The sequence below is a fragment of the Streptacidiphilus jeojiensis genome, from assembly GCF_042510965.1.
GTDB lineage: Bacteria > Actinomycetota > Actinomycetes > Streptomycetales > Streptomycetaceae > Streptacidiphilus > Streptacidiphilus jeojiensis.
Genome location: NZ_JBEUKS010000014.1, coordinates 188,024 through 199,803, shown reverse-complemented (window position 1 = coordinate 199,803; position 11,780 = coordinate 188,024). Strand labels below are relative to the sequence as shown.

The following is an 11,780-nucleotide window of genomic DNA, read 5'->3' as shown; positions in this document are numbered from 1 at the left end:
CCTGCAGTCCCGGCGTGGGATGGTAGACCGTCGCCCTTCACCACCAGGAAGCCGCCGTGAACGTCCTCGACATCCTGCTTGTCGCCGCCGCTGTCGGATTCGCCGTCTCCGGCTACCGGCAGGGTTTCGTCGTCGGTGCGCTCTCCCTGGTCGGCTTCCTCGGCGGCGGCCTGATAGCGGTCCAGCTCCTGCCGCTGCTGCTGAACCACCTCTCCCCGGGGACGATGTCCTCGGTGATCGCCGTGGTGGTCGTGATCGTCTTCGCCTCGGTCGGGCAGGCCTTCACCACCCACTGGGGCTGGAAGCTGCGCGGCCCGATCGACCGCAGCCGGGCCCGGATCTGGGACGCGGCCGGCGGCGCGATCGTCAACGTGGTCTCGATGCTGCTGGTCGCCTGGCTGATCGGGACGGCCCTGGCGGGCACCTCGCTGCCCACCATCGCCCATGAGGTCCGCACCTCCAAGGTGCTCGGCGACGTGCAGAAGGCACTGCCCGCGGACGCGCCCGAGTGGTTCTCCGACTTCACCTCGGTGCTGGCCCGCAACGGCTTCCCGCAGGTGTTCAACCCGTTCCAGAGCGAGCCGATCACCGACGTCCCGGCCCCGGACCCGGCGCTGGCCAGCAGTGACGCCGTGGTCCAGGCGCACAAGAGCATCGTCAAGGTCGTCGGCACCGCCCCCAGTTGCGGCAAGGTCATCGAGGGCAGCGGCTTCGTCTACGCGCCGCAGCGGGTGATGACCAACGCCCATGTCGTCGGCGGCGTCTCCGCGCCCACGGTCAACCTCGGCGGCCGGATCTACGCCGCCAAGGTGGTGCTGTACGACTGGAAGCGGGACATCGCGGTGCTGGACGTCCCCGGCCTGAACGCCACCCCGCTGGTGTTCGCGGGCGACGCGAAGACCAGCGCCGACGCGATCGTGGCCGGCTTCCCGGAGAACGGCCCGTTCAACGTCCAGGCGGCCCGGATCCGGGGCCGGCTGCAGGCCAGCGGCCCCGACATCTACCACCGCGGCACCGTCAGCCGGGACGTCTACTCGCTGCGCTCCACGGTGCGCCAGGGCAACTCCGGCGGCCCGCTGCTCAACCCCGACGGCGACGTCTACGGGGTGGTCTTCGCCAAGTCGCTTGACGACGCCCAGACCGGGTACGCGCTCACCGCCGCCGAGGTGCGGTCGGACGCCGAGCAGGGTGCGAACGCGACCCAGAAGGTCGACAGCGAGTCCTGCGCGCTCTGAGTCCCGCCGGCACCCTCCCCGGCAGCAGGTCCCCAGTAGTTGAGCCTCCGTCGGGAGGTGTCGGTATCTGCTGGTACCGTCTGGGACGCTTCAGTCGGACGGATCTTGACGGTGCCGTCATCACGAGGGGGAGGACGTCCACGCCATGATGGGTCACTCGCACGCGGTCAGCGGGGCGCTGCTCTTCGCAGCCACCGCTCCGTACCTGCCACCGCTGGTGATGCACCATCACCTCAGCCCGCAGGAGATCCTGATGGGCACGGTGCTGTGCGCGGGCGCCGCACTGCTGCCCGACCTGGACCACCACGACGGGACGATCGCCAACTTCCTGGGCCCGGTGTCCAAACTGCTGTGCCGGTTCGTCGCCTGGATCTCCGGCGGGCACCGGCACGCCACCCACTCGATCTTCTTCATCGCCTTTATGACGGCGGGGACCTGGGCCGGGGTGAGCTACGTCGGCCGCTGGTTCACCCTGGGCCTGACCTTCTTCCTACTGGCCATGGCCGTGCGGGCGCTCAACCTGTGCCCGCCCGGGCACGGCTTCTCGGCCTGGGGCACCATCGTGGCGATGGCGCTGCTCGGGACAGGCATCATCGACAAGTTCATCCCGTCGGCGCCGGGCTGGCTGCCGTACGCGGTCGGCCTGGGCTGCCTGGCGCACCTGCTCGGCGACTCGATCACCAAGCAGGGCGCACCGTGGCTGTGGCCGATCCGCACCCGCTACGAGATCGTGGTGATCAAGAGCAGCGGCAACAAGCTGGAGACGGAGATACTGGTCCCGATCATGGGAATAGCGACCGTCGTCCTGCTGTGGTTCACCGCGCTCTCGCCCAACACGTTCTGAGGGCGGGCGGTTCGGGGCCGGGGTTCAGCGCTGGCGGAGTCTTGAGGTGACCCAGCGCGCCCGGCGGGTGATGATGTGCGGTATCCCTACATGGACCAGGAGGTCCCCGCTGCTCGCGGGGGCTTCGGGGGCGGCGCCGGTGGTGCCGTTGAACGAGCTCGTGGCCGCTGTCTGCTGAGGCGGGCGGCGACGGGTACGTGGCGCGAAAGCGCGGTCGTGCATCCAGCTCATAGGTAGAGGACTGCCCGCACGGGACCGGGTGTAATCCCGTGCGGGGCGGCCAATCGGCCCGTTTCTGGCATATTTTCACTTCACCGGATTCCGCTTATGACAGCGTCATGACGAACAGTCAGCGGCGGTCCGGTGGCGGGATCGGCGGCGGTCCGGCGAAGGGCTCAGCGACGGTCCGGTTCGGGGTCGCGGAGCCAGTTCACCAGCTCCCGGGAGAACCCCTCCGGGTCCTCCTCCTGGGGGAAGTGCCCGATGCCCTCCAGCAGCCGCCAGCGGTACGGAGCCTCCACGTACTCGCCCGACCCTGCGGCCGTCCTGGCGAGCAGCACCGGGTCCGCCGCGCCGTGCAGGTGCAGCGTGGGCACCCGTACCGGTCGGCGCATCCGGCGCGAGTACTGCAGGCCGTCCGGACGGCCCATGGAGCGCATCAGCCAGCGGTAGGGCTCGATCGAGCAGTGCCTGGTGTTGGACAGCTGCATGGCGTGACGGTAGGTCAGCAGCGCCTTCTCGTCGGGGTGGTGCCCGGGGGCGGTCCAGTCCGTCAGGAACTCGCCGACCAGGGCGGCGTCGTCGGCGACCAGCTGCCGCTCCGGCACCCAGGGGCGCTGGAAGCCGAGCAGGTGCTCCGCCGCGGTGATCTGCTTGCGGTCGGTCATCAGCGCCCGGCGGTAGCGCCGCGGGTGCGCGCTGGAGGCCACGGCCAGCCGGCGGACCAGGGCCGGGCGCATCACGGCGGCGGTCCAGGCCAGGAAGCCGCCGAGGTCGTGGCCGACCAGGGCGGCGTTGGGGGCGCCGAGCGAGCGGATGATCCCGGTCAGGTCCAGGGCCATGTTGGAGGGGTCGTACCCGCGCGGGGTGCGGTCGCTGCCGCCGACGCCGCGCAGGTCCACGGCGACGGCGCGGAAGCCGGCCTCGGCGAGCGCGGTCAGCTGGTGCCGCCAGGTCCACCAGAACTGCGGCCAGCCGTGCACCAGCAGCACCAGCGGTCCCTCGCCCAGCTCGGCGATGTGGAAGCGCCCGCCGTTGGCGGACACGTCGCGGTGGTTCCAGGGTCCCTCGATGCGCGGATCGAAGGAGTCGGTGGATCTGTGGGCTCCACCGGGGGTTCTGTCAGACGACATGGGGAGAGCGTGTCACATCCGAGCCTTGATCAGGTTTCCGGAGTCGGTCACCGGGTGAGGACCTTGTGACCGTCGGCGGTGATCGGCGCGGCCGGGTGCGGCTTGGTGCCCTTGAGCACGTCGACGGTCGCCTTGGTGGAGGCGATGGTCCGCTCCGGCGGCGAGATCTTCTTGAAGAAGCGGAAGGCCACCAGTCCGAGCACGGCCGCGATCAGGACGAAGGCCCCGGCGACGATCAGGAAGGACCAGCCGAGGGTGATCCCCAGCGCGTGGATGCCGTAGGCGGCCGCGAAGCTGAACATCGGGATGGAGGCCAGGGCCACCACGGCCGCGACCGCTCCGGCGCCTCCGCCGGAGACCCCGCGGAAGACGTCCTTCTTGATCTCCTGCTTGGCCAGCGCGATCTCGTCGTGCACCAGTGCGGACAGGTCGGCGGTCGCTGCGGCGAACAGCTGGCCCACCGTACGGTCGGCTCCGCCGTTCGTGGGGCTGGCCTCGTACCTGTCAGCAGCTGACATCGGGGGTCTCCTCGCGTGTATGGGTCCACGGCATCATGTCACTGTCTCAGATCATGCCTCGTGCCTGCGGTAGCGCACCACTCGACTCGTCTTACGGTGCGTCATACCGCCGCCGCGCGTTCCTCGGCCAGCTCGGCCTCGTAGAGCCGCCGGTACTTGCGGTTGCGCAGCCGCAGCAGCACCGAGGCCACCACCGCGCAGATCACCGAGCCGGCCAGCACCGCGGCCTTGTCGCGCTCGGACAGCCCGTGGTCGTCGGCGAAGGCCAGCTCGGCGATCAGCAGCGAGACGGTGAAGCCGATCCCGGCCAGCACCGAGACGGCGAACAGGTCGCCCCACTCCAGCTCGGGGTTGAGTTCGGCCCGGGTGAACCGCGCCGCGAGCCAGGTGCCGCCGAAGATGCCCAGGCACTTGCCGACCACCAGGCCGAGCACCACGCCCAGCGGCGAGGCCTGGGTGAACACCTCGCCCAGGGCCCGGGGGCTGACCGACACCCCGGCCGCGAACAGGGCGAACACCGGGACGCAGAACCCGGCCGAGAACGGCCGCACCAGGTGCTCGATGTGCTCGGCGGGGGAGTGCTCCTCGCCGGGGTCCTTGGTGCAGCGCAGCAGCAGGCCCATGGCGACGCCGGCCACCGTGGCGTGGATGCCGCTCTCGTGCATCAGCGCCCAGACCACCACGGCCAGCGGGACGTAGAGGTACCAGCCTCGCACCCGCATCCGGTGCAGCACGTAGAACAGGACCAGCCCCAGCAGGGAGAGGCCCAGCGCCCAGAGCTTGATGCCGGTGCTGTAGAAGATCGCGATGATCAGGATCGCGATCAGGTCGTCCACCACAGCCAGGGTGAGCAGGAAGGCCCGCAGCGCGGAGGGCAGGTGCGAGCCGACGACGGCCAGCACGCCCAGGGCGAAGGCGATGTCGGTGGCGGTGGGGATGGCCCAGCCCGCCAGGTGGCCGCCCGGACCGCTGTTGACGACGGCGTAGACGGCGGCGGGCACGGCGACCCCGCAGACGGCCGCGACCACGGGCAGCGCGGCTGCTCTGGGGTCGCGCAGTTCCCCGGCGACCAGTTCGCGCTTGAGCTCGATCCCGGCCACGAAGAAGAAGACCGCCAGCAGCCCGTCCTTGGCCCAGGCGTCCAGCGAGAGGTCCAGGTGCAGCGGGGAGGAGGGGCCGACCGTGGTGTCCAGCACGCTCTGGTAGCCGGCCGGCCAGGCGTTCGCCCAGACGAGTGCCACCACGGCCGCGCCGAGCAGCAGGATGCCGCCGACGGTCTCGGCGCGCAGCGCGTCCGCGAGGAACTTCCGTTCGGGGAGCGGGAGCCGGCCCAGGAACGGGCGGCGGGGCGTGGGGCTGTCACTCACGCGCTGGCTCCTCCGGAAGCTGGCGGACGGATTGTCACATTTGTCCGATGCTAACCGGCGAGCAGGAAAGAGGCCGTCCCCGCGCGGACGCGGGAACGGCCTCTTAGGCGTACTGGCGGAGGGTCAGTCCTCCTCGCCGGCCGCCGGCAGCTGGCTCTGGATCAGGTCCATCACCGTGGAGTCGGCCAGGGTGGTGGTGTCGCCCACCGCCCGGCCCTCGGCGATGTCACGCAGCAGCCGACGCATGATCTTGCCGGAGCGGGTCTTCGGCAGCTCGCTGACCACCTTGATCATCTTGGGCTTGGCGATCGGGCCGAGCACCTTGGCGACGTGGTTGCGCAGGTCGGTGACCAGCTCGGCGTCGTCGTGGGCGGTGCCGCGCAGGATCACGAAGGCCGCGATGGCCTGCCCGGTGGTGGCGTCGGTCGCGCCGACCACGGCCGCCTCGGCGACCTTGGGGTGCGACACCAGCGCCGACTCGACCTCGGTGGTCGAGATGTTGTGCCCGGACACCAGCATCACGTCGTCCACCCGGCCGAGCAGCCAGAGGTCGCCGTCCTCGTCCTTCTTGGCGCCGTCGCCGGCGAAGTAGCGCCAGTCGGTCTCGGCGGCGTCGTGACCGGCGCCGAAGCGGGACCAGTAGGTGTCCAGGTAGCGCTGGTCGTCGCCCCAGATGGTGCGCAGCATCGACGGCCACGGCTCGGTGAGAATTAGGTAGCCGCCCCCGCCGTTGGGCACCTCGTGGCCCTCGTCGTCGACCACGGTGGCGGCGATGCCGGGCAGCGGGGTCTGCGCCGAGCCGGGCTTGGCGGCGGTGACGCCGGGCAGCGGGCTGATCATCATGGCGCCGGTCTCGGTCTGCCACCAGGTGTCCACGATGGGGGTGCGGTCGCCGCCGATGTGCTCGCGGTACCACATCCACGCCTCGGGGTTGATCGGCTCGCCGACGCTGCCCAGGATGCGCAGCGAGGACAGGTCGAACTTGGCGGGGATGTCGTCGCCCCACTTCATGAACGTGCGGATGGCGGTCGGCGCGGTGTAGAGGAGGGTCACCCCGTACTTCTGGATGATCTCCCAGAACCGGCCCTGGTGCGGGGTGTCCGGGGTGCCCTCGTACATCACCTGGGTGGCGCCGTTGGCCAGCGGCCCGTAGACGATGTAGGAGTGCCCGGTGACCCAGCCGATGTCGGCGGTGCACCAGTAGACGTCGGTCTCCGGCTTGAGGTCGAAGACCGCGTGGTGGGTGTAGCTGGCCTGGGTGAGGTAGCCGCCGGTGGTGTGCAGGATGCCCTTGGGCTTACCCGTGGTCCCCGAGGTGTAGAGGATGAACAGCGGGTGCTCGGCGTTCATCGGCTGGGGCGTGTGCTCGGTGGACTGACGGTCCGTGATCTCGTGCCACCAGACGTCCTTGCTGTCGTCCCAGGCGGTGTCCTGGCCGGTGCGGCGGACCACCAGGACGTGCTCGACGGTGGGGCAGCTGAGCACGGCCTCGTCGATGGCCGGCTTGAGCGCGGTGGGCTTGCCGCGGCGGTAGCCGCCGTCCGCGGTGATGATCAGCTTGGCGTCGGCGTCCTGCACCCGGGAGGCGACGGCCTCGGCGGAGAAGCCGCCGAAGACCACGGAGTGCGCGGCACCGATCCGGGCGCAGGCGAGCATCGCCACCGCCGCCTCGGGGATCATCGGCAGGTAGACGGCGACCCGGTCGCCCTTCTGCACGCCCAGCTCGGTGAGGGCGTTGGCGGCTTTGGAGACCTCGTCCTTGAGCTCGGCGTAGGTGATGGCGCGGCTGTCGCCGGGCTCGCCCTCGAAGTGGATGGCGACCCGGTCGCCGTGGCCGGCCTCGACGTGGCGGTCGACGCAGTTGTAGGCGACGTTGAGCTCGCCGTCGGCGAACCACTTGGCGAACGGCGGGTTGGACCAGTCCAGGGTCTCGGTGGGCTCGGTGGCCCAGCTCAGCCGGCGGGCCTGCTTCGCCCAGAAGGCCAGCCGGTCCTCCTTGGCCTCGGCATACGCCTCGGCGGTCACATTCGCGGCGGCGGCGAGCTCAGCAGGCGGGGCGAATCGACGCTCTTCCTTGAGCAGGTTGGCCAGGCTCTCATTGCTGCTCAACGCGCACTCCTCATCAAGATCTGGGTGCGGGCGTCCCGATCATCCCCGCCGACCCGTTATGTCGTGACCTAGCTCACCAGGATGAGGGCGCGCTGACAAGGGGCCTCGGAAAATTGGTGTAGACCTATTTGGATTCTGCCGAGCGGCGGGCATCCGGGCAGGTCAAGCGGCTGGGGCCAGTCGCGGTCGGACGGGGCTGAAGGTGCGCCCGTTGCGAGCGAGACGGTACGCCTGTGCCGTGGCGAAGTCGAAGTAGAGCCCGGTCAGCCGCAGCCTGCCGGAGTCCAGCGCGCGGCGCACCGAGGCGTGCGCCCGCAGGTTGTCCAACTGCTGCGCCACATTGGTGAGGCAGAGCCGCTCCAGCGGGTCCTCCGACAGCGCGGAGCCGCGGATCCGGGCCGGGGCGTGGCGCACCCGCTGCAGCGAGTCCTGGCCGTGCCGAAGCCAGCGGGTCAGCGGCGTGCCGGCCTGGCCCTCGCGCCGGTGCGCCCCGCGCAGCAGCGACTGCATCGCCCCGCAGCCGGAGTGCCCGCAGACCACGACGGTGCTCACCTCCAGGACGTCCACCGCGTACTCGATGGCGGCGGCCGCCGAGTCGTCGGGCTGGGAGGCGCCGGGTTGGGACACCAGGTTGCCGACGTTGCGGACGGTGAAGAGGTCGCCGGGCCCGCTGCTGGTGATCACGTTGGGCACCAGCCGGGAGTCCGCGCAGGTGATGAACAACTGGGAGGGCGACTGGCCCTCCCGGGCCAGCCGGGCCAGTTCGGGGCGCAGCCCGGGAGCGGTGAACTGCTGGAAGTCCCGCACCCCGCGCAGGTGGTCGTGGATCATCGCGCCTCCCAAGATCAGGTAAATGAAGAGTAATGAATCCTTTACCTGAAGGAGAGACGTAAACCCCGAACTTCACCCGACCGAGTGTCAGGCCCGGTTGCCGGGCCGGGTGTCGGTCCGAGTGTCAGGCGGTCATCGGTACGGCCTCCCCGAGCACGAAGCCGGGGTCGACCTGGCCCGCGAGATCCGCTCCGGTCCTGGCGTTCCCCCAGCTCTCGGCGTTGCGCAGGTGGAAGCTCACCATCTGCCGGGTGTAGCGGTCCCAGTCCCGCAGCGGGTACGAGGCGTCCACGGCCCGCAGCAGGGCGTCCAGCGCCCGCTGGTTCTCCGGCTCCAGGGTGTCCAGCCGGGGCGCGCGGCCCTGCTCGGTGCGCCGCACCCAGTCGGACTGGCCGAAGACCGTGAGCAGGTCCTCGCCGACGGCGTCGCGCAGGTAGTCCACGTCCTCCTGGCCCTGCACCTTGTTGCCGACCACCCGCAGGTTCACGTCGAAGTCGGCGGCGTAGTCCTTGTACTGCCGGTAGACCGAGACGCCCTTGCGGGTCGGCTCGGCCACCAGGAAGGTGATGTCGAAACGGGTGAACAGGCCGGAGGCGAAGGAGTCGGAGCCCGCGGTCATGTCGACGGCCAGGTACTCCCCGGGGCCGTCCGCCAGATGGTTGAGGCAGAGCTCCACCGCGCCGACCTTGGAGTGGTAGCAGGCCACCCCGAGGTCCTCCTCGGTGAAGGCGCCGGTGGCCATCAGCCGCAGCGGCGCCCCGTCCACCTGGAACTCGCGGGCGCACAGCGCGTACACCGGGTTGTCCTCGGCGATCCGCAGCAGTCGCGAGCCGCTGCCGGGCGGGGTGGTCTTGATCATCGACTCGGCGTCGGCGATCCGGGGATTGCTGCCGCGCAGGTACTCCTTGATCTCCGGCAGGTGCGCCCCCATCGACGGCAGCGCCGCCGCCTCCTGCTCGCTCAGCCCGATCGCCGTGCCCAGGTGCTGGTTGATGTCGGCGTCCACGGCCAGTACCGGGGCGCCGGTCCGGGCGAGGTGTCGGACGAAGAGGGAGGACAGCGTTGTCTTGCCGCTCCCACCCTTGCCGACGAAGGCGATCTTCATGGGGTGCTCCATGCGAAGGGGCGCACCGGTCGGCGCGCTTATTGGTAATCGTTATCGTCACCGAATGCGGTCATGCTAGCGACTCCGGACCCTCTGGTGATCGGCTTTTGTGCACTGTTGACTCTTTCGGGTGAGAGCGACCCGGGGAGCGCCCTTACTCGCGAGTTACGTACCCTCGGTCCCGTGAGCACACCAACCCCGGCCCAGCCGTCCGACGACCCCCTGGCCCCGCTCGGGCTGCTGCCCGGCGTGCCCGCGGCGGTCGCCGAGGCCCGCCGCGCCGTCGACCGCCTCTACGGACACCGGGTGATGCGCCGCCGGGCCGCCGAGGTCACCTCCGAGTCGGCGCTGCGCGGGGCCCGCGCCTCCGCCGCGCTGGAGGACGCCGACTGGCCGCTGGAGGAGGTCCGCCGGCGCACCGACTTCGGCACCGACCCGGAGGCCCGTACGGTCGGGGGCGTGCTGCGGGTCAACGCCGAGGCCGGGCAGCTGCTGGGCACCTGGCGGCACTCGCCGCTCCAGGTGCTGGCCCGGCTGCACCTGCTGGCCTGCGGCGACGACGACGCCGCGGCGGGCCGCCCGCGGCGGGCCGGCGAGCCGGCGGCCGAGCGCTTCGGCAAGCTGCTGCCGCTCGCCCTGGCCGACGAGCCGTCCGACCCGGCCGCCGAACCCCCGGCCCCGGTGCCGGTCTTCGACCTGGCACCGCCGCCACCGGCCGAGGAGGCCGTGGCGCGGCTGGAGGGACTGGCGCAGCTGCTCGCCGCCCGGGGCGGCAAGAAGAACCCCAATGAGCGCACCGCCCCGGCGCTGGTGGTGGCCGCCGTGGTGCACGGCGAGCTGATGACCCTGCAGCCCTTCGCCCGGCACAGCGGGCTGGTCGCCCGCGCCGCGCAGCGGATCGTGCTGATCGCCGAGGGGATGGACCCGCAGGCGATCTGCCCGGTCGAGGTCGGGCTGGCCGAACTGGGCACCGAGGCCTACCGCAACGCGCTGGGCGGCTACGCCTCGGGGACGGCGGAGGGGATGGCGCTGTGGATCACCCACTGCGGGGCCGCGCTGCGGCTCGGGGTGCGGGAGAGCACGGCGGTGTGCGAGGCGATGCAGCGCGGGATGGCCTGAACACAGGAGTGCGGCGGCACCTGCGTACCGGTGCCGCCGCTGGCACAGCTTCCCAGTGACCATGCGTGCGCCATTTCTTTGCGCATCCGGCTGGAACCATGTCCGTCGGCCGGGTGCGGCGGCCCGATCGCGGGTCGGCTGCACGTGGGTGCTGAGTCGTTGTGCTCGGTCCGTGGGGCCTGATACTCCGATGGATCCTGGCTGCTGGTCCATCCGGTCTCGCGGGCCGTCTCCTTCCTTTGTAGTCCTGTTTCGGGCAAAGCGGAACTCGGGGGCTCTCTTTTCCTGGAAACAGCCTGGTCAGAAGGTCGGCCTGGTCTGCCGGATCGGGGGGTCTGCCGGGTCAGGCGGTCGCGCTGCGGCGGCGGGCCGCGTACCAGACGATGCCCGCGGCGGTGGCGGCCGCGCCCACCGCGGCTGCGGCGAGCACCGGGCGGCTGCTGACCCGCAGGCCGGGGCTCCGCTGCTTCAGCTGGACCGGGCGGTCGAACACCAGCACCGGCCACTCCCTGGCCGTCGCCTCGCGGCGCAGCGACCGGTCCGGGTTGACCGCGAAGGGGTGGCCCACGGCCTCCAGCAGCGGCAGGTCGGTGATCGAGTCGCTGTAGGCGTAGCTGTGCTCCAGGTCGTAGCCCTCGACGGCGGCCAGCTCGCGGATCGCGCTCGCCTTGTTCCCGGCGTAGGCGTAGAAGTCGATCTCGCCGGTGTAGCAGCCGTCGGCCTCGGCCATCCGGGTCGCGATGACATGGTCGGCGCCGAGCATCTCCCCGATGGGCTCGACCAGTTCGGAGCCCGAGCTGCTGACGATGACCACGTCGCGGCCGGCCAGGTGGTGCTCCTCGATGAGCGAGGCCGCCTCGTCGTAGATCAGCGGGTCGATCAGGTCGTGCAGGGTCTCCGCGACGATCTCCCGGACCAGTTGGACGTTCCAGCCGCGGCTCAGCGAGGAGAGGTACTCGCGCATCTTCTCCATCTGGTCGTGGTCGGCGCCGCCGGCCAGGAACACGAACTGGGCGTAGGCGCTCTTGAGGACGGCGCGACGGTTGATCAGGCCGCCGCGGTACAGCGGGCGGCTGAAAGCGAGTGCGCTGGACTTGGCGATCACGGTCTTGTCGAGGTCGAAGAACGCGGCGGTCCGCAGCGGCCTGGGCGGCTGGAACGAGGGCGTGGGCGAGGGCTGCCGGTGGTTGTCCACAAGGACGAGGATATGCGCCCACCATTCGGCCCAAGGGCAGGCGCGTGGGTTTGCTTGAGAAGGGGCTCGGGTACACCATGGAAGTCACGGCTCGTTCGCGACCGT

The 11,780-nt window shown here is 70.9% G+C and carries 10 protein-coding genes; 3 read left to right on the top strand and 7 right to left on the bottom strand.

Annotated elements, in window-relative coordinates:
- The first annotated feature begins 56 nt into the window (after nt 1-56).
- On the top strand, nt 57-1,235 hold the full coding sequence (locus ABUW04_RS32360) for a MarP family serine protease (protein ID WP_030253900.1): 1,179 nt from the start codon (nt 57-59) through the stop codon (nt 1,233-1,235).
- Between the two features lie 145 nt (nt 1,236-1,380).
- Nucleotides 1,381-2,079: a metal-dependent hydrolase gene (locus tag ABUW04_RS32355; protein ID WP_030253902.1), complete on the top strand. Its 699-nt coding sequence runs from the start codon at nt 1,381-1,383 to the stop codon at nt 2,077-2,079.
- Nucleotides 2,080-2,474: 395 nt separating this feature from the next.
- Here ABUW04_RS32355 and ABUW04_RS32350 read toward each other — a convergent pair whose 3' ends face one another.
- The 6 genes from ABUW04_RS32350 to ABUW04_RS32325 form a co-directional block, all read right to left on the bottom strand.
- Complete coding sequence (locus tag ABUW04_RS32350) at nt 2,475-3,431, bottom strand: alpha/beta fold hydrolase (RefSeq protein ID WP_084714147.1); 957 nt, start codon at nt 3,429-3,431, stop codon at nt 2,475-2,477.
- A 47-nt stretch (nt 3,432-3,478) separates the two neighbouring features.
- Nucleotides 3,479-3,949, bottom strand: coding sequence for a phage holin family protein (locus ABUW04_RS32345; protein ID WP_380568045.1), 471 nt, complete (start codon nt 3,947-3,949; stop codon nt 3,479-3,481).
- Between the two features lie 101 nt (nt 3,950-4,050).
- Entirely contained in the window at nt 4,051-5,316 is a 1,266-nt protein-coding gene (gene nhaA, locus ABUW04_RS32340) for a Na+/H+ antiporter NhaA (RefSeq protein WP_380568044.1), read from the bottom strand.
- 123 nt (nt 5,317-5,439) lie between these two features.
- On the bottom strand, nt 5,440-7,425 hold the full coding sequence (gene acs, locus ABUW04_RS32335) for an acetate--CoA ligase (protein WP_380568043.1): 1,986 nt from the start codon (nt 7,423-7,425) through the stop codon (nt 5,440-5,442).
- Between the two features lie 162 nt (nt 7,426-7,587).
- Complete coding sequence (locus tag ABUW04_RS32330; RefSeq protein WP_030253911.1) at nt 7,588-8,256, bottom strand: carbonic anhydrase; 669 nt, start codon at nt 8,254-8,256, stop codon at nt 7,588-7,590.
- A gap of 124 nt (nt 8,257-8,380) precedes the next feature.
- A complete protein-coding gene (locus ABUW04_RS32325; RefSeq protein ID WP_380568042.1) occupies nt 8,381-9,361 on the bottom strand; it encodes an ATP-binding protein in 981 nt (326 codons plus the stop codon).
- 183 nt (nt 9,362-9,544) lie between these two features.
- Here ABUW04_RS32325 and ABUW04_RS32320 point away from each other — a divergent pair, with 183 nt between their 5' ends.
- The gene (locus ABUW04_RS32320; RefSeq protein WP_380568041.1) at nt 9,545-10,480 is read left to right on the top strand and encodes an oxidoreductase; all 936 of its coding nucleotides are present in this window, start codon (nt 9,545-9,547) and stop codon (nt 10,478-10,480) included.
- A gap of 343 nt (nt 10,481-10,823) precedes the next feature.
- Here ABUW04_RS32320 and ABUW04_RS32315 read toward each other — a convergent pair whose 3' ends face one another.
- Complete coding sequence (locus ABUW04_RS32315; protein ID WP_380523630.1) at nt 10,824-11,687, bottom strand: HAD family hydrolase; 864 nt, start codon at nt 11,685-11,687, stop codon at nt 10,824-10,826.
- Between the last annotated feature and the right edge of the window lie 93 nt (nt 11,688-11,780).

Coding starts and splice junctions, on each gene's coding strand:
- ABUW04_RS32355 (WP_030253902.1), top strand. CDS start 1,381: ATGATGGGTCACTCGCACGCGGTCAGCGGGGCGCTGCTCTTCGCAGCC.
- ABUW04_RS32350 (WP_084714147.1), bottom strand. CDS start 3,431: ATGTCGTCTGACAGAACCCCCGGTGGAGCCCACAGATCCACCGACTCC.
- ABUW04_RS32345 (WP_380568045.1), bottom strand. CDS start 3,949: ATGTCAGCTGCTGACAGGTACGAGGCCAGCCCCACGAACGGCGGAGCC.
- ABUW04_RS32330 (WP_030253911.1), bottom strand. CDS start 8,256: ATGATCCACGACCACCTGCGCGGGGTGCGGGACTTCCAGCAGTTCACC.
- ABUW04_RS32325 (WP_380568042.1), bottom strand. CDS start 9,361: ATGAAGATCGCCTTCGTCGGCAAGGGTGGGAGCGGCAAGACAACGCTG.